The following is a 16,780-nucleotide window of genomic DNA, read 5'->3' on the forward strand; positions in this document are numbered from 1 at the left end:
CGGCTCAGCGGTCTAGCGGTGGAAGATCTGATTCACCATAGAGCCCAGATCGAGTTTGTTCTCGTGCAGTGAGGCTTCATCCATCTGCCCCTGCGGTGACATCCGGTCAATCAGCTGCGGCAGAATCACCGCCAGCGTCCCCGCCGCCCCCTGCACATCCGTGCCCAGTTTATCCGCCAGCGACTGCAGCTCAGACTGGCCAAACGCCGAGTGAATATCGTTGTGCGCCAGCGGCTGGTTCGCGCCGGTGCCAATCCACGAGCTGAAAACGTCACCCAGTCCGCTCTGCTGGAATTTTTGCAGCAACACTTCGACACCGCCCTGCTCCTGCACCCAGTGCCAGACAGCCTGAAGCTGCCCCGGAAGATGCCCGTCACTCTGGTGGTTCTGGAGTGAACCCGCCAGTTCATCAAGAAAGCCCATGATTGCCTCCACATTGAGAATGGGTATCAATAAGTTTAGTTGCTGATGCGGGGTTGCGCCCGGATCACGGGCTGACGTGGCGGGTGGAGACGGTGCGGGCGAGGCGTGGGCACAGAGAGAAACAGAGGACAAACGCCTGCCGGACGCAGCCAGCAGGCGTGGGATAGCGCGGGGATTAACCTTTGTTCACAGCCTGAACATGCAGCATATCCAGCGCCAGCGTGGCCGCAGCCAGCGCGGTCAGATCGGCGTGGTCATAGCCCGGGGCGACTTCAACCAGGTCCATGCCGACAATGTTCATCCCCTGCAGGCCGCGGATCAGTTTGGTCGCCTTGTCGGTGGTAAGACCGCCAATGACCGGCGTACCGGTGCCAGGCGCATGGGCCGGGTCCAGGCAGTCGATATCGAACGTCAGATAGACCGGCAGGTCGCCGACGGTACGTTTTACTTCAGCCAGGATATCATCAACGCTGCGGTCATTGACCTGCGCCGCATCCAGCACGTTGAAGCCCAGGCTCTTGTCGAACTCGGTGCGGATACCGATCTGCACGGAGTGCTGTGGATCGATCAGCCCCTCTTTCGGCGCGGTAAAGAACATGGTGCCGTGGTCGAACGTCGGGCCATTCGAGTAGGTGTCAGTGTGCGCATCGAAGTGCACCAGCGCCATCCTGCCGAAATGTTTCGCATGAGCGCGCAGCAGCGGCAGCGTAACGTAGTGGTCGCCGCCAAAGGTCATCATGCGCTTGCCATTCGCCAGCAGTTTTTCTGCATGGGCCTGTAACTTGTCGGAGAGATCCTGCGAATCACCGAAGGCGTAAACAAGATCGCCGCAGTCGACGACGTTCAGACGCTGACGCAGATCGAAATCCCACGGCCAGCGGCAGCCTTCCCACGCCAGGTTGGTGGAGATCTGACGGATCGCTCCCGGCCCCAGGCGGCTGCCCGGACGACCCGAGGTGGCGGCATCGAAAGGAACGCCGGTGATCACCCATTCGGCGTCGCTGTCATAAGGCTGAAAGTTCAGCGGGAAACGCATAAAGCCGAAGGCGTTAGAGACCAGGGAGTTGTCGTACTGATTGCCAAGCGTGTTGTACATAATTGCTCTCTCTTTGTGCGTGAGTCGGGCCAGGCCCGCAAGCCATTAAGGTTGAGATGAAAAAAATCCCCTCCGCGTCGTTAGGCCCGACGAGGAAGGGATTGAGTGTGTCAGATTATCGACATAGTGAACGGCAACTGCAATATGCGATCGCCGCCTGCCCGCGTCGGTTACTCATCTTCTAAATAGGTGTATCCGTAGAGGCCGCTCTCAAACTCTTCGAGGAACTGCGCACGCAGCTCGTCGTCGATATCGGAGGTCTGAACCTGATTACGGAACAGCGTCATCAGCTCGTTGGGATCCAGCTGCACGTAGCGCAGCATGTCTGCCACGGTGTCCCCTTCGTCGGAGAGCTGCACTTCCACTTCCCCGTTCTCGCGCGCGTAGACATCCACCGCCTCGGTGTCGCCGAACAGGTTGTGCATGTTGCCCAGGATCTCCTGATAGGCGCCGACCATAAAGAAGCCTAGCATCGGCGGGTTATCCAGGTCATATTCCGGCATCGGCAGCGTGGTTGCGATACCGTCGCCATCCACGTAGTGATCGATGGTGCCATCGGAGTCACAGGTGATGTCGAGCAGCACGGCACGACGCTCCGGCTTTTTGTTCAGCCCTTCCAGCGGCAGCACCGGGAAGAGCTGGTCGATACCCCATGCGTCCGGCATCGACTGGAACAGCGAGAAGTTCACATAGATCTTATCCGCCATCCGCTCCTGCAGTTCGTCGATGATCGGACGGTGCGCACGGTTGCTGGGATCGAGATGCTGCTGGATGTAATGACAGATGCTCAGGTAGAGCTGCTCGGCCCATGAACGCTGTTTAAGATCGTAGGTGCCGGACGAGTAGCCGGTGTGGATATCAGACAGGTCCATCTGGCTGTCATGCAGCCATTCACGCAGCGAACGGCGGGTGTCCGGCTCGTGCATCTCCTGCCAGGTTTCCCACATGCTGAGGATCGGACGTGGCGCATCCGGTTCCGGCGTTTCGGGTTCGCTGAACTCGTTGCGCTCTACGCCGATAATGTTCGAGACCAGCACGGTATGGTGTGCTGTCACGGCACGGCCCGACTCGGTGATGACCGTCGGGTGTTCCAGACCATGCTCATCACAGGCGGCACCAATCGCCCAGATTACATTGTTCGCGTACTCATTCAGCCCATAGTTGACCGAGCAGTCAGACTGCGACCGTGTGCCTTCGTAATCGACGCCCAGACCGCCGCCGACGTCGAAGCATTTGATATTAACGCCCAGCTTTGCCAGTTCCACATAGAAGCGCGCCGACTCACGCACGCCGGTAGCGATATCGCGGATGTTGGCCATCTGCGATCCCAGGTGGAAGTGCAGCAGCTGCAGGCTGTCGATACGACCCGCTTCGCGCATGATCTCAACCAGTTTCAGTACCTGGGTTGCCGACAGACCGAACTTCGACTTTTCGCCGCCGCTTGACTGCCATTTGCCGGAGCCCTGCGACGCCAGACGCGCACGGATACCCAGACGCGGCACCACGTTGAGACGCTCGGCCTCTTCCAGCACCAGCCGGACCTCGGTCATCTTCTCCAGCACCAGATAGACCTTGTGGCCCATCTTTTCGCCAATCAGCGCCAGACGAATATATTCACGGTCTTTGTAGCCGTTACAGACGATCACCGATCGGGTCTGACCGGCATGCGCCAGCACCGCCATCAGCTCTGCTTTTGAGCCAGCTTCCAGTCCCAGCGGCTCACCGCTGTGGATCAGCGACTCAATCACCCGCTTATGCTGGTTAACCTTGATCGGGTAAACCAGGAAGTAGTCGCCGGTATAGCCGTAAGATTCACGCGCACGTTTAAAGGCGGCGTTGATAGAGCGCAGACGGTGCTGCAGGATTTGCGGGAAGCAGAAGAGCGCGGGCAGACGCTGGCCCTGCGCTTCGCGCTCTTTAACCAGCCGGGCTAAATCGACGCGCACCTCGGGGCGATCCGGGTCCGGGCAGACGCTGATATGGCCCAGCTCGTTAACGTCGTAATAGTTGTTGCCCCACCAGGCGATGTTGTACGTGCGCAACATTTTGCTCGCATCCTGATCGTTCATTGCAACCTCCTGCATGGAGCGGAGTGTACCCTGTTCGCCAGCTGACGAACCTTTGATATTCTTCATGTCGTCAGACATCGCGAACCTCAATTTTCCGTTGAAAGATGAAACTGTTAACCGGCTGTATGGCCGCCAATCTGAAAACCTGTCGCAACATTAAATGCAATGTCCTGTTCACCTGACATTCTCGTCAGCGCGATTCACGCCTCAGCGTTAAGTGTAAAACACCCTGACCATCCCGGTTTAAACAGAGAACATTTAACCGATCGGTATAGACCAGAGATAACCAGTGTCGTTCCGCTGCGCAGCCGCAGAGAAGTAACAAAACCCTGAGAACAGAGATAAAGATTAGCCGGTGCCTGTGTCGGTAAAATTACCGCACCGGACAGCGTGTCGGCAGGCATGAGAAACAGATGGGAAGCAGGAGAGAGCCAGCGCAGCCGCGCTGCGCAGAGAACCGAAAGAAGAAAACGCGTGGTTCATTACTTGTATCACCTCCGCATATGCCAGGGGCACATGGAGAACAACCAGGGTGAAAGCCAGACCCGGGTCTGACAGGCGCGACGCAGACAGGGGCGTCATCCTTGCTGCTGCTATCAAAAGCAGCGGCGTTTTATACAGTTTACCGTCTGGAAATGCAAAAAGATTATCGGCGAATTGTGTGTAGCCTCAGTAAATTATGCCGATAACAGTGGCAGGGCGAACGCGGAAACAGAAAAAGGGCTGGCAATTGGTTTATCCTCTATCCTAAAATAGCCGTCCAGATGGTTTTCCATCTAAACAGGTTACGATCCAGGCGGTGTCAGCCTGCTGTGCTGATACTTCCTCACTGCTCGCGGCTTTGCCTGAAGGGGCGTCAGGCCAGAAACCCTCCCTGACGCTATGCAGTCGTACTCAAACCATATTTAAGGTAAAGAACAGAATGGCTAAACACCTTTTCACGTCCGAGTCCGTATCAGAAGGACATCCCGATAAAATCGCCGACCAGATCTCCGATGCTGTGCTGGATGCGATCCTGGAGCAGGATCCTAAAGCGCGCGTGGCCTGCGAAACCTACGTCAAGACCGGTATGGTGCTGGTTGGCGGTGAAATCACGACCAGCGCATGGGTCGATATCGAAGAGATTACCCGTAAAACTGTACGTGAAATCGGCTATGTTCATTCCGATATGGGCTTTGATGCCAACTCCTGCGCGGTATTAAGCGCGATTGGTAAACAGTCTCAGGATATCAATCAGGGCGTTGACCGTACCGATCCGCTGGAACAGGGTGCGGGCGACCAGGGTCTGATGTTCGGCTATGCCACAAACGAAACCGACGTGCTGATGCCTGCGCCGGTGACCTATGCGCACCGTCTGGTTCAGCGCCAGGCTGAAGTCCGTAAAGATGGCACGCTGCCGTGGCTGCGCCCGGATGCCAAGAGCCAGGTCACCTTCCAGTATGATGATGGCAAAATCGTCGGCATCGATGCCGTGGTTCTGTCGACCCAGCATGCCGAATCCATCAGCCAGAAAGATCTGCAGGAAGCGGTGATGGAAGAGATCATCAAGCCGGTTCTGCCAGCAGAGTGGCTGAGCGCCACCACCAAATATCACATCAACCCAACCGGTCGCTTTGTGATCGGCGGCCCGATGGGCGACTGCGGCCTGACCGGTCGTAAAATCATCGTGGATACCTACGGCGGCATGGCGCGTCACGGTGGCGGTGCATTCTCCGGTAAAGATCCCTCTAAAGTAGACCGCTCTGCAGCCTATGCCGCGCGTTACGTAGCGAAAAACATCGTCGCGGCGGGTCTGGCTGACCGTTGTGAAATCCAGGTCTCCTACGCCATCGGCGTGGCTGAACCGACCTCTATCATGGTAGAAACCTTTGGCACCGAGAAGGTGTCAACCGAGCAGCTGACGCTGCTGGTGCGTGAGTTCTTCGACCTGCGTCCATACGGTCTGATTCAGATGCTGGATCTGCTGCACCCAATCTACAAAGAGACCGCCGCATACGGTCACTTTGGTCGCGAACATTTCCCATGGGAAAAAACCGACAAAGCCGCCCTGCTGCGTGACGCGGCTGGCCTGTAAGGTCACCGGCTGCCCATGAAGCCCTGCCTTCCGGCAGGGTTTTTTTATGCCCTTTTCAGCCGCATCACTGACGGCAGGCGCAGATTCTTCCTTTCCGCACTCTGGGCAGCGGCTGTTTCTGGCCTGGCTTCCCTGCTAAAAACGCAATTTCGGGCGTGATCTTTTCGCGCCAGGGCAATTTCTTATTTCTCAGCTACACTTCCTTTCGCTTTTTCTGACAACAAAATGTTAACGATTACAAATCGAAATGCTTTGTTTATCTGATATTTAAGATTTAACGCACGTAGTTATTCTTCTGAAAATGCGTTATTTTCAGCGTCGTCTGATAGCCGGTAAACAGAGCATTGTCAGAAACTTAATGAGTGCTATACCTCACTGATTAATGAATCTTTACGAGAGAAATAGGCTGAATTTCAGGGTTTCAGCATGTGTAAGCGATTACACTGATGTGATCGGTTTCACTTTTTTCTCGCAAAAGGTTTTTTAACATCGATAAAAACAATGATGGATAAACCTGGAGGCTAAAATGCCTGGCAATACACACAAAAGCAGAACTTCAAATAAGGCGATGACCTTATTTGTCTGCTTTCTGGCGGCCCTTGCGGGTCTGCTGTTCGGTCTGGATATCGGCGTGATCGCCGGTGCCCTGCCGTTTATCGCAAAGGACTTCAACGTTACCGCTCATCAGCAGGAGTGGATCGTCAGTTCGATGATGTTTGGTGCCGCCGTCGGCGCGATCGGCAGCGGCTGGATGTCATCCCGTCTGGGCCGTAAAAAAAGCCTGATGACCGGCGCGATTCTGTTCGTCATCGGTTCACTCTGGTCGGCAATGTCGCCGAACCCGGAGATGCTGATCAGCGCCCGCGTGCTGCTGGGTCTGGCTGTCGGTATCGCCTCTTATACCGCCCCACTCTATCTTTCTGAAATTGCACCAGAAAAAATTCGCGGCAGTATGATTTCGCTGTATCAGCTGATGATCACCATCGGTATCCTGGGTGCGTACCTGACCGATACCGCGTTCAGCTTTACCGGCAACTGGCGCTGGATGCTGGGCATCATCACGATTCCGGCACTGCTGCTGCTGATCGGGGTTTTCTTCCTGCCAAACAGCCCACGCTGGCTGGCGGCACGAGGCAACTTCCGCGATGCACAACGCGTTCTGGATCGTCTGCGTGACACCAGCGAACAGGCCAAACGTGAGCTGGAAGAGATTCGTGAAAGCCTGAAAGTTAAGCAGTCTGGCTGGGGTCTGTTCACCAGCAGCAGCCACTTCCGCCGCGCGGTCTATCTTGGCATCCTGTTGCAGGTGATGCAGCAGTTTACCGGCATGAACGTCATCATGTACTACGCGCCGAAAATCTTTGAAATCGCCGGCTTCGCCAACACCACCCAGCAGATGTGGGGCACGGTGATTGTGGGTCTGATTAACGTACTCGCGACCTTTATTGCCATCGGTCTGGTGGATCGCTGGGGCCGTAAACCGACCCTGATTCTGGGCTTCATGGTGATGGCGGCCGGTATGGGCGTGCTGGGTACTATGCTGCACTTCGGCATCCATACTCCGGGCGCGCAGTACTTCGCTATCGGTATGCTGCTGATGTTCATCGTGGGCTTTGCGATGTCAGCCGGTCCGCTGATCTGGGTACTCTGCTCCGAGATTCAGCCGCTGAAAGGCCGCGATTTCGGTATCACCGTTTCCACCACCACCAACTGGATCGCGAACATGATCGTGGGTGCGACCTTCCTGACGATGCTGAACACGCTGGGCAATGCCAACACCTTCTGGGTCTACGCGGCGCTTAACCTGTTCTTCATTCTGCTGACGGTGATGCTGATCCCGGAGACCAAAAACGTCTCGCTGGAGCACATCGAACGCAATCTGATGGCTGGTAAAAAACTGCGCGATATCGGTTCACGCGACTAAGATTACGCATGAAAAAAAGGGCGGGGTTTCTCTGGAAACCCCGCCCTTTTTATTGGTTCAGCGCATCAGGATGAGGATGTCATCCGCGCCGCCGGTAAAGCGCGCGGCAGGCAGCAGAGCGCCAGCGCCATAATAAAAATGGTGGCGGTCTGATTATAGGGCAGCACCGAGTCGGTCAGCCCGCAGATAAACAGCCCCACAATCGGCAGCGCCACGCCGCGCAGAGGGCATCTCTTCAGCCAGCCCGCCAGCACGGTCAGATAGAGTAACGCCAGCGACAGCGTTCCCAGCCAGCCCTGCAGCGTCGTAACCTCCAGAAACTCGTTGTGCATGTTGTATTTGACGTTGGTGTAGCCTTCGATATTGAGAGGATAGTGCGCCATGATGAACTTCCGCGCCTCGGTGGTCCGCGCATCCGGCGTCGCAAAGCCATCATGATGTTCGATGAAGTCCATCGCCCCACCCCAGATCGCCACGCGTGCACCCAGCGAGGTCGAACTGTTCGAGCCGTAGTTCTCAATATCCTGAACGCCTTCCACCCAGCGATTACCGGTCATCAGCACCAGCACCGCCAGCAGCCCCACCAGCAGCGAGCCCGTCCGCCAGCTGGCGAACAGCGCCAGCCTGTAGGTCTGTAACAGGAACAGCAGCCCGACGGCGACCAGCGCAATCAGGGTGACGCGGGTGCCGCACAGATAGAGCAGCGCGAGAGTCACCGCCAGCGCCGTGATATCGGCCACCTTCCAGTACGCGTGCGTCTCAAAGCGGCTCAGCCAGAGCCAGGCGCAGTAGATAAACAGAATCATATAGGAGGACATCGAGGCCGCTTCGGTGGTGAGCTTAATGCGGACATTCTCCGTATAGAGATGCTCATGAATCCCGAAGCCCAGCGTGATCAGCAGCCCCGCCAGCATCAGCAGCCTGCCGATACGCAGCGTAGTTAACGAAACCCGCTGCCCGTAAATGGCCAGACTGAGCAGGACAAAGGCCCCCAGCAGCAGACGCTTCGCCCCCAGAAGATAGTTGCCGATATTGGTGATGGCGTCGGTCGAGGGCGCAGTTTCAACGCCTTTAACGTGAATCGCCCAGCACAGACGAATCAGCGCGAACAGGATCAGCACCGCAAACAGGAGCAGGTAAAAGCGGTTCTCTTTAAAGTCCATCCGCCTGCGCACCACGCCATAGAGCACGGAGGCGACAGAGAGATAGGAAACCAGATAGAAGATCTTTTGTGGCAGGCCCGTAACAAACATATTCAGCGACAGCGCCAGGCAGAGCGCAATAACGGAGAAATTCACCAGCAACGTCAATCCGTTGCGGCTGGTTTTAATCGTCATGTTTAACCTCAGTCAGGCGGTTAAACACACTCAGCAGGTGCTTCATATAATTCTCCTCATAAAAACCGGCAATGCTCGCTTTAATAACCTGATGCTCAGGGAAGTGAAAATCGTCGTTCATGGCGTTGAGAATCGCGGCCAGCGCCATGCTGTCATTAGTCGGGTAGAGCTGACCATTGAGACCGTTCTGAATAATCTCCGATGGCCCGCTGACGCAGTCGGATGAGACGCAGTAGACACCGCGCGACATCGCCTCCAGCAGGATCAGCGGGAAGCCCTCAAAGTTAGAGGTCATGATCAGACAGGAGACCTGTTTAATGTGGCTGCTGACATACGCCCAGGCGTCCTCCTGCCAGCCATGCCAGGTGATGCGATCCTGGAGGCCGAGCTGCGCCGCGTAGTGCTGACACTGCGCCAGATCCTCACCATCGCCCACCATCTCCAGCGTCCAGGGCAGGGTGAGCTGATGCAGGGCATCAAAGAGATCTTTCAGCTGTTTCTGGCGCTGGAAGTGAACACGGCCGATGTAGAGAAATTTCAGCGCCTGCGGCCTGCCAATCACCACGTCGCTGCGCCTGACAGGGTTATGGATGACGTCGACAGCGGCGGCCGGTACGCCCAGCTCCACCAGCTGCTGTTTAATCTGATGACTGATCGCAAAATGGTGATCGGCCCGTCGCAGATAGTGCGGACGGTAGCGATCCCGCGGGGGCAGATGCATCCAGCTCGACAGGACGATCTTACGGCCGGAGAGCGCGATTGCCCGGCGGGCCATTAACGTGGGGATCGTGTTCAGGGTCAGCACATGGTCGGGCCGATAGCGACGGAAAAAGGCGGCCATTCTCAGCGTATGAATCAGATTCTTTATCTTCTTATTCCGCAGCGTGCAGACGCTCTCGGCTAAAACGGCGTTGGCGGTCCAGGCGCGGGAGTGGCTCTCTTCGCCGCTGTTGATAATGAACAGCCCCGCTTCCGTTCCGGCCTGGGCATTCAGAGCGGTGATCAGCTGACAGGTCACATTTTCCATGCCGCCGCGGCCAGCCATCAAATCGGTCACCAGCACTATCCGCTGTTTCCTGATGTTCTTATTTTTCATTGCGTTGTCCGTACACTCTGCCATCCGCTTCTTATCCATCCACTCTGCAGTGAACCCTGTCGACAGGATATTCTATAAGAGGCCATAACCCTATTTAATCCAGAAATTTCAGCCGGTCGCCAGGTCTCTCAAAGCAGGATCGCGATTACAGATTATCTGGCGGGAAACTGGCGGCAAAGTATAGCTACTGCGCCGCCGATTTTCGCGGACAACGTTGAGTTCCGACGCGACGGCGACTATTCTGGGCGCCATGAAAACGCCCCGACTTCCCATCGCTCTGCAGCAGGCCGTGATGCGCTCGCTGCGCCAGTCGCTTGAACGCGCCAATCAGACACTGGAGACCGCCTGGCCCGAACCAAAACTGCTTTATCAGCAGCGCGGCACGGCGGCGGGCACCGCCTGGCTCAACGCCTGGGAGATCCGCCTTAATCCGGTGCTGCTGCTGGAAAACCAGCAGGCCTTCATCGATGAAGTGGTGCCGCATGAGCTGGCGCATCTGCTGGTCTGGAAGCAGTTCGGTCGTGTTGCCCCGCACGGCAAAGAGTGGAAATGGATGATGGAGCAGGTGCTGGGCGTGCCGGCACGACGTACCCATCAGTTTGAGATCGCCTCCGTGCGCAGCAAGACCTTTGCGTATCGCTGTCAGTGCCAGCAGCATCAGCTGACCGTGCGCCGCCACAATCGCGTGCTGCGCAAAGAGAGCGAATATCGCTGCGTACACTGCGGCAGCCTGCTTATTGCGGGCGAGTTTATCGCGACCTGAGAAGAATCCCCATTCCGCCCTATTCCACATTCTGTTAACCTGCCGCCCTTTTTCGTACCGAGTAAAAATCCGGAATATGTCTCGCATAATAAGTCTGGCGCTGGCGCTGCTGTTTGCGCCCGCCGCTGACGCCCTCAATCTGAATAACTATCACCAGAATAATTTCCAGCAGGCCAAAACCTTTGCCGCGGCGATCAACGCCGATGCGCCTGGATCGTTCTACTGTGGCTGTAAAATTACCTGGCAGGGGAAAAAAGGCGTTCCCGATCTCAACAGCTGCGGCTATCAGGTGCGTAAAAACGCCAATCGCGCTGCGCGTATTGAGTGGGAACATGTGATGCCAGCCTGGGAGTTTGGTCATCAGCGCCAGTGCTGGCAGGCGGGCGGCCGTAAAAACTGCAGCAAAGATCCCGACTATCGTCGTATCGAAACCGACCTGCATAACCTGCAGCCTGCGGTGGGTGAAGTGAACGGCGACCGGGGCAACTTCGCCTACAGTCAGTGGAACGGCAGCGAAAAGCAGTATGGCCAGTGCGAGATGAAGATCGACTTTAAACTCAAACAGGCTGAGCCGCCTGCGCGGGCACGCGGCGCGATTGCCCGCACCTACTTCTACATGCGTGACCAGTATCATCTGCGTATTTCGCGCCAGCAGACGCAGCTGTTTACGGCCTGGGATAAGCTCTATCCGGTCACAAAATGGGAGTGTGAACGCGACCAGCGCATCGCCAGAGTCCAGGGCAATCACAATCCTTATGTGCAGCAGGCTTGCCAGCGCTAAAATCCCTGCCCTACACTAGCTTTTTTTCCCCATGACGCCGCCGCCGTGCGGCGTCCGGTTTCAGGAAACTTATGCGCATACCTCGCATCTATCACCCCGAGCCCCTCAGCATCGGCAGTGAAATTACCCTGGATGAAGATGCATCCAATCATGTCGGCCGGGTGCTGCGGATGACGGCCGGTCAGCGTCTGGAACTCTTTGATGGCACTAATCTGACTTTTGCAGCAGAGATCACGCATGTTGATAAAAAGCGTGTAAAAGTATCGGTCACAGAGAGCCAGCCGGACGATCGCGAGTCACCCCTGCACCTGCATTTAGGTCAGGTGATGTCGCGCGGTGAAAAAATGGAATTCACTATCCAGAAATCGATCGAACTGGGCGTGAATGTCATTACACCCTTGTTTTCCGAGCGCTGTGGCGTAAAGCTTGATGCTGAGCGTCTGGCAAAGAAGATCCAGCAGTGGCAGAAAATTACGATTGCCGCCTGTGAGCAGTGTGGCCGCAATCGCGTGCCGCTGATTCGTGACGCGATGACGCTGGAGGCCTGGTGTGCGGAGGCGGACAGCGGTCTGAAGCTCAACCTGCATCCCCGCGCCAGCCACAGCATCAATACGCTGCCGCAGCCTGTCGGACGGGTGCGGCTGCTGATTGGCCCTGAAGGCGGGCTGTCTGCGGATGAGATTGCGATGACAGCAGAGCACGGTTTTACTGACATTCTGCTTGGCCCACGGGTACTGCGAACCGAAACCACCGCGCTGACGGCTATTACGGCACTTCAGGTGAGGTTTGGCGACCTGGGTTAAGCGATACTTTCAGCGGTGAGAGCGCAGGCATAATGTCCTGACCCATCGGCCCACTGCAGACCGAACCAGACGAGGCGGCAGACGCCGCCTCACCGAGGAGATAATAATGATTAAACTTGGCATCGTGATGGACCCGATTTCGTCCATCAATATTAAAAAAGACACCAGCTTCGCCATGCTGCTGGAAGCACAGCGCCGTGGTTACGAAATTCACTACATGGAGATGCAGGATCTCTCCCTGCGCGGTGGCGTGGCCTCTGCCCGTACCCGCCTGCTGAGCGTCGAGCAGAACCCTGACAACTGGTATCAGTTTGGCAGTGAGCAGGTGATCCCGCTGGCCGATCTGAACGTAGTGCTGATGCGTAAAGATCCCCCTTTCGACACCGAGTTTATCTATGCGACTTATATTCTGGAGCGCGCAGAAGAGCTGGGTACGCTGATCGTCAACAAACCGCAGAGCCTGCGTGACTGCAACGAAAAGCTTTACACCGCCTGGTTTGCCGAATTCACGCCAGATACGCTGGTCACCCGCAGCAAGGCGCAGCTGCGCGACTTCTGGCAGGAGCATGGTGACATCATCATGAAGCCGCTGGATGGCATGGGCGGCGCCTCTATCTTCCGCGTGAAGCAGGATGATCCGAACTTTGGCGTCATTACCGAAACCCTGACCGAACATGGCAGCCGCTTCTGCATGGCGCAGAACTACATTCCGGCGATCAAAGAGGGTGACAAACGCGTGCTGGTCGTGGACGGCGAGCCGGTGCCTTACTGCCTGGCGCGTATCCCGCAGGGCGGCGAGACCCGGGGCAACCTGGCGGCCGGTGGACGCGGTGAAGCGCGCCCGCTCAGCGAAAGCGACTGGGAGATTGCACGTCGTGTCGGTCCGACGCTGAAAGCAAAAGGGCTGATTTTTGTCGGTCTGGACATCATCGGTGATAAACTAACTGAAGTTAACGTAACCAGCCCGACCTGCGTACGTGAAATTGAGGCTGCGTTCCCGATCTCCATCACCGGCATGTTGATGGATGCCATTGAGAAACGCCTGGGCTGAGCAAGACGCCGGGGCGTAGCTCCGTGATCAACCCAATACCGGTGCGGCCGTCGCGTGCCGGTTATTTTTTGGTACATCGTGTGAGAATGAATTTACAACATCACTTTTTGATTGCCATGCCTTCATTGCAGGATCCTTTCTTCAAACGTTCCGTAGTCTATCTCTGCGAACATAATGAAGAGGGTGCAATGGGACTGATCATCAATAAACCCATGGAAAACCTGACGGTTGAAGGCATTCTGAAAAAGCTGAAAATCTCCGCTGAGGATCGCGACCCGGCGATCCGGCTGGACAAACCGGTCTTTACCGGCGGTCCGCTGGCGGAAGATCGCGGTTTTATTCTGCATTCAGCGCAACGCACATTTACCTCCAGCATTCGTGTCTCCGATAACACGGTCATCACCACGTCCCGCGATGTGCTGGAGTCGATAGGCACCCCTTCTCAGCCTGCTAACGTGCTGGTGGCGCTGGGCTACTGTGCCTGGGAGAAAGATCAGCTGGAGAATGAGTTGATGGAAAACGCCTGGCTGACCACACCCGCTAACAGCAACATCCTGTTCCAGACGCCGGTGTCAGAGCGCTGGCGCGAAGCGGCGCGCAGTATTGGCGTCGATATTCACAATATGGCCAGCGACGCCGGACACGCCTGATGTCAACGCAGACTCTGTTAGGTTTCGATTTCGGCACTAAAAGTATTGGTGTCGCCGTGGGTCAGCAACTCACCGGCAGCGCCCGCCCGCTGGCGGCGCTGAAAGCGCAGGATGGCACCCCCGACTGGCTGCTGATCGAAAAACTGCTGAAAGAGTGGCAGCCCGACTTCGTGGTAGTGGGACTGCCGCTGAATATGGATGGCACCGAGCAGCCGCTGACGGCCCGCGCCCGTAAATTTGCCAATCGCCTGCATGGCCGCTTTGGCATACGGGTTGAGCTGCAGGATGAACGCCTCAGCACGGTAGAAGCGCGGGCCGGGCTGTTCGAGCGCGGCGGCTATCGTGCGCTCAACAAAGGGTCGGTCGATTCACAGTCTGCCGCCATCATTTTGCAGGACTGGTTCGAAAACCATTACTGATGCCCGCTAAATAAGACCGGCGGCCTGCCGCGCCAGACGGCTCTGCTCAAACGTCTGCATACCGGCCTGCGCGCCGGTCTGCAACAGCGCGGGGATCTGGTGCATCTTCCCCTCGCGGATCAGATTGGTGATGCCGGGCGTGGCGATCAGTATCTCAAACAGTCCAATGCGCCCGCCCGCCGCTGACGGCACCAGACGCTGCGCGATCACCGCCTTCAGGCTGCCCGCCAGCTGGCTCCGCACCAGCGGCTTCTCCTCCGCCGGAAAGACATCCACCAGCCGATCCACCGCCTGCGCCGCCCCCCGGGTATGCAGCGTTGCCAGCACCAGATGGCCGGTTTCCGCCGCCGTCAGCGCCTGACGAATGGTGTCGCTGTCGCGAAGCTCACCCAGCAGGATAACGTCCGGGTCTTCACGCAGTGCCGCCCTGATGCCCAGCGCGAACGACGCGCAGTGCAGACCGATCTCCCGCTGCTGAATCAGCGACTGCCGGCTCTGATGGATAAACTCAATCGGATCTTCCAGCGTGATGATATGACACGCCGGCTGGCGGTTCAGCGCATCCACCAGCGCCGCCAGCGTGGTGGATTTGCCGCTGCCCGTCGCACCGGTCACCAGAATCAGCCCATCCTGCTGCGCCAGCAGTGGGGGTACGCTGGCGGGCAGTTGCAGTTCTGCCAGTGTCGGGCATGTCGTGGCGATAATCCGCAGCGCCAGCGACAGACCCTCGCGCTGCCTGAAGAGATTTGCACGCAGCCGTGAGCCGTCCGCCATACTCAGGGCAAAATCGATCTGGCCCGCCTGCGCCAGCTGCTGGCGCTGTGAGTCACTGAGCCACTGTGCCATAAACTGCGCGATGCCCTCCGTGGTGATGCGGGGCTGCTGCGGCATCGTCTCCAGCCTTCCCTGCCGCCGCCAGCAGGGCAAATGTCCGCTGCAAAGGTGCAGATCGGCGGCATTATGCTTTACACTAAGCGCCACCATTTCATCCAGATCCATGATTTCTCCTGACTATGACCTCAATCCAGCAGAACCTACAGCAAGTGCGGCAGAGAATCGCCGCCGCTGCCGCGCGTTGCGGCCGCGCACCAGAAGAAATTACCCTGCTTGCAGTCAGCAAAACCAAACCTGCGAGCGCGATCGAAGAGGCGTTTGCCGCTGGCCAGATAGCCTTCGGCGAAAATTACGTTCAGGAGGGGGTTGAAAAGGTTCAGGCGCTGGCCGCACATCCTGAGCTGGCGTGGCACTTCATTGGCCCGCTGCAGTCCAACAAAAGTCGTCTGGTGGCGGAAAACTTTGCCTGGTGTCATACGATCGACCGTCAGCGCATCGCGCAGCGGCTCAACGATCAGCGGCCTGCAACGCTGCCTCCCCTGAATGTGTTAATTCAGGTAAATATCAGTGACGAGAACAGCAAATCTGGCATCATGCTGGAGGCCGTTTCCGGGCTGGCAGAGCAGATCGCAGCCCTGCCACACCTGCGACTGCGCGGGCTGATGGCGATTCCGGCCGCGGAGAGTGATTACGCACAGCAGCTGGCGGTATGCCAGCAGATGGCGGAGGCCTTCCGGCAGTTGCAGCAGCACTATCCAGGCGTTGATACGCTCTCGCTGGGAATGAGCGATGACATGGAGGCGGCAATCGCCGCAGGCAGTACAATGGTGCGTATCGGCACCGCCATTTTTGGCGCACGAGACTATGCGCACAACTCACAAAAATAACAGAGGAACTTCATGTTAACACTGACGTTTTTAGTAAAAACGCTAATCGATCTCTACGTGATGGTGCTGCTGCTGCGCATCTGGATGCAGTGGTCGCGCTGCGATTTTTATAATCCCGTGGCGCAGTTTGTCGTGAAAGTAACGCAGCCGGTTGTGAAGCCGCTGCGCCGCATCATTCCGGCGCTGGGGCCAATCGATACCGCCTCGCTGCTGCTGGCCTTTGTGCTGACCACCCTGAAATACCCGATTCTGCTGCTGATTCAGGTCGGCGTGTTCTCGGTCGATCCGACCAATCTGCTGGTCGGTCTGCTGTCGCTGCTGAAATCCGCCGGTTATCTGGTCTTCTGGGTCATCATTGTCCGCTCGCTGATGAGCTGGATCAGTCAGGGCCGTGGCCCCGTTGATTACCTGCTGGTGCAGTTAACCGAGCCGCTGATGGCCCCTGTTCGCCGCATTCTGCCTGCGATGGGCGGCATCGATTTCTCGGCGATGATCGTCATCCTGGTGCTGTATGCCCTGAACTTTCTCGGCATGGACCTGTTCCCGGGTCTCTGGTATCTGCTGTAAATGAAT

General features: G+C 57.2%; 16 protein-coding genes. 10 read left to right on the forward strand and 6 right to left on the reverse strand.

Going from position 1 to position 16,780, the window contains the following annotated elements:
* Positions 1 to 12 precede the first annotated feature (12 nt).
* The 3 genes from AB1748_RS16995 to speA form a co-directional block, all read right to left on the reverse strand.
* Positions 13 to 423: a YidB family protein gene (locus AB1748_RS16995; protein WP_367395812.1), complete on the reverse strand. Its 411-nt coding sequence runs from the start codon at positions 421 to 423 to the stop codon at positions 13 to 15.
* A 175-nt stretch (positions 424 to 598) separates the two neighbouring features.
* Positions 599 to 1,519 (reverse strand): agmatinase, encoded by a 921-nt coding sequence (speB, locus tag AB1748_RS17000; protein WP_111140649.1) that lies wholly within the window; start codon positions 1,517 to 1,519, stop codon positions 599 to 601.
* 170 nt (positions 1,520 to 1,689) lie between these two features.
* Entirely contained in the window at positions 1,690 to 3,666 is a 1,977-nt protein-coding gene (gene speA, locus AB1748_RS17005) for a biosynthetic arginine decarboxylase (RefSeq protein ID WP_111140650.1), read from the reverse strand.
* Between the two features lie 844 nt (positions 3,667 to 4,510).
* On the opposite strand from speA, the gene metK reads away from it, so the two are divergent.
* Positions 4,511 to 5,662, forward strand: a complete 1,152-nt coding sequence (metK, locus tag AB1748_RS17010; RefSeq protein ID WP_111140651.1) for a methionine adenosyltransferase — start codon at positions 4,511 to 4,513, stop codon at positions 5,660 to 5,662.
* Between the two features lie 526 nt (positions 5,663 to 6,188).
* Entirely contained in the window at positions 6,189 to 7,586 is a 1,398-nt protein-coding gene (locus AB1748_RS17015; protein WP_111140652.1) for a sugar porter family MFS transporter, read from the forward strand.
* A gap of 65 nt (positions 7,587 to 7,651) precedes the next feature.
* Here the strand turns inward: AB1748_RS17015 and AB1748_RS17020 are convergent, their stop codons facing one another.
* Positions 7,652 to 8,923 (reverse strand): O-antigen ligase family protein, encoded by a 1,272-nt coding sequence (locus AB1748_RS17020; protein ID WP_367395813.1) that lies wholly within the window; start codon positions 8,921 to 8,923, stop codon positions 7,652 to 7,654.
* A complete protein-coding gene (locus AB1748_RS17025; protein ID WP_367395814.1) occupies positions 8,913 to 10,058 on the reverse strand; it encodes a glycosyltransferase in 1,146 nt (381 codons plus the stop codon). The genes AB1748_RS17020 and AB1748_RS17025 overlap by 11 nt, the downstream gene beginning before the upstream one ends.
* Before the next feature lie 211 nt (positions 10,059 to 10,269).
* Between AB1748_RS17025 and AB1748_RS17030 the strand changes: the two genes are divergently transcribed.
* The 6 genes from AB1748_RS17030 (at position 10,270) to ruvX (ending at position 14,486) form a co-directional block, all read left to right on the forward strand.
* Positions 10,270 to 10,782 carry a SprT family zinc-dependent metalloprotease gene (locus AB1748_RS17030; protein ID WP_111140654.1) on the forward strand — a complete coding sequence of 171 codons (513 nt, stop codon included), beginning with the start codon at positions 10,270 to 10,272 and terminating at the stop codon, positions 10,780 to 10,782.
* Between the two features lie 76 nt (positions 10,783 to 10,858).
* Positions 10,859 to 11,563, forward strand: coding sequence for a deoxyribonuclease I (gene endA, locus AB1748_RS17035; RefSeq protein WP_111140655.1), 705 nt, complete (start codon positions 10,859 to 10,861; stop codon positions 11,561 to 11,563).
* A gap of 71 nt (positions 11,564 to 11,634) precedes the next feature.
* On the forward strand, positions 11,635 to 12,366 hold the full coding sequence (rsmE, locus tag AB1748_RS17040) for a 16S rRNA (uracil(1498)-N(3))-methyltransferase (protein ID WP_367395815.1): 732 nt from the start codon (positions 11,635 to 11,637) through the stop codon (positions 12,364 to 12,366).
* Between the two features lie 106 nt (positions 12,367 to 12,472).
* A complete protein-coding gene (gene gshB / locus AB1748_RS17045; protein ID WP_293774585.1) occupies positions 12,473 to 13,417 on the forward strand; it encodes a glutathione synthase in 945 nt (314 codons plus the stop codon).
* An 86-nt stretch (positions 13,418 to 13,503) separates the two neighbouring features.
* The gene (locus AB1748_RS17050) at positions 13,504 to 14,067 is read left to right on the forward strand and encodes a YqgE/AlgH family protein (protein ID WP_111142281.1); all 564 of its coding nucleotides are present in this window, start codon (positions 13,504 to 13,506) and stop codon (positions 14,065 to 14,067) included.
* The gene (gene ruvX / locus AB1748_RS17055) at positions 14,067 to 14,486 is read left to right on the forward strand and encodes a Holliday junction resolvase RuvX (protein ID WP_111142280.1); all 420 of its coding nucleotides are present in this window, start codon (positions 14,067 to 14,069) and stop codon (positions 14,484 to 14,486) included. The genes AB1748_RS17050 and ruvX overlap by 1 nt, the downstream gene beginning before the upstream one ends.
* Positions 14,487 to 14,492: 6 nt before the next feature.
* Here ruvX and AB1748_RS17060 read toward each other — a convergent pair whose 3' ends face one another.
* A complete protein-coding gene (locus tag AB1748_RS17060) occupies positions 14,493 to 15,485 on the reverse strand; it encodes a type IV pilus twitching motility protein PilT (protein WP_367395816.1) in 993 nt (330 codons plus the stop codon).
* 14 nt (positions 15,486 to 15,499) lie between these two features.
* On the opposite strand from AB1748_RS17060, the gene AB1748_RS17065 reads away from it, so the two are divergent.
* Positions 15,500 to 16,207, forward strand: a complete 708-nt coding sequence (locus AB1748_RS17065; protein WP_293774579.1) for a YggS family pyridoxal phosphate-dependent enzyme — start codon at positions 15,500 to 15,502, stop codon at positions 16,205 to 16,207.
* A gap of 12 nt (positions 16,208 to 16,219) precedes the next feature.
* Positions 16,220 to 16,774, forward strand: coding sequence for a YggT family protein (locus AB1748_RS17070; RefSeq protein WP_111140730.1), 555 nt, complete (start codon positions 16,220 to 16,222; stop codon positions 16,772 to 16,774).
* The last annotated feature ends 6 nt before the right edge of the window (positions 16,775 to 16,780 follow it).

The sequence above is a fragment of the Pantoea sp. Ep11b genome, from assembly GCF_040783975.1.
In the GTDB taxonomy this organism is placed as follows: Bacteria; Pseudomonadota; Gammaproteobacteria; order Enterobacterales; family Enterobacteriaceae; genus Pantoea.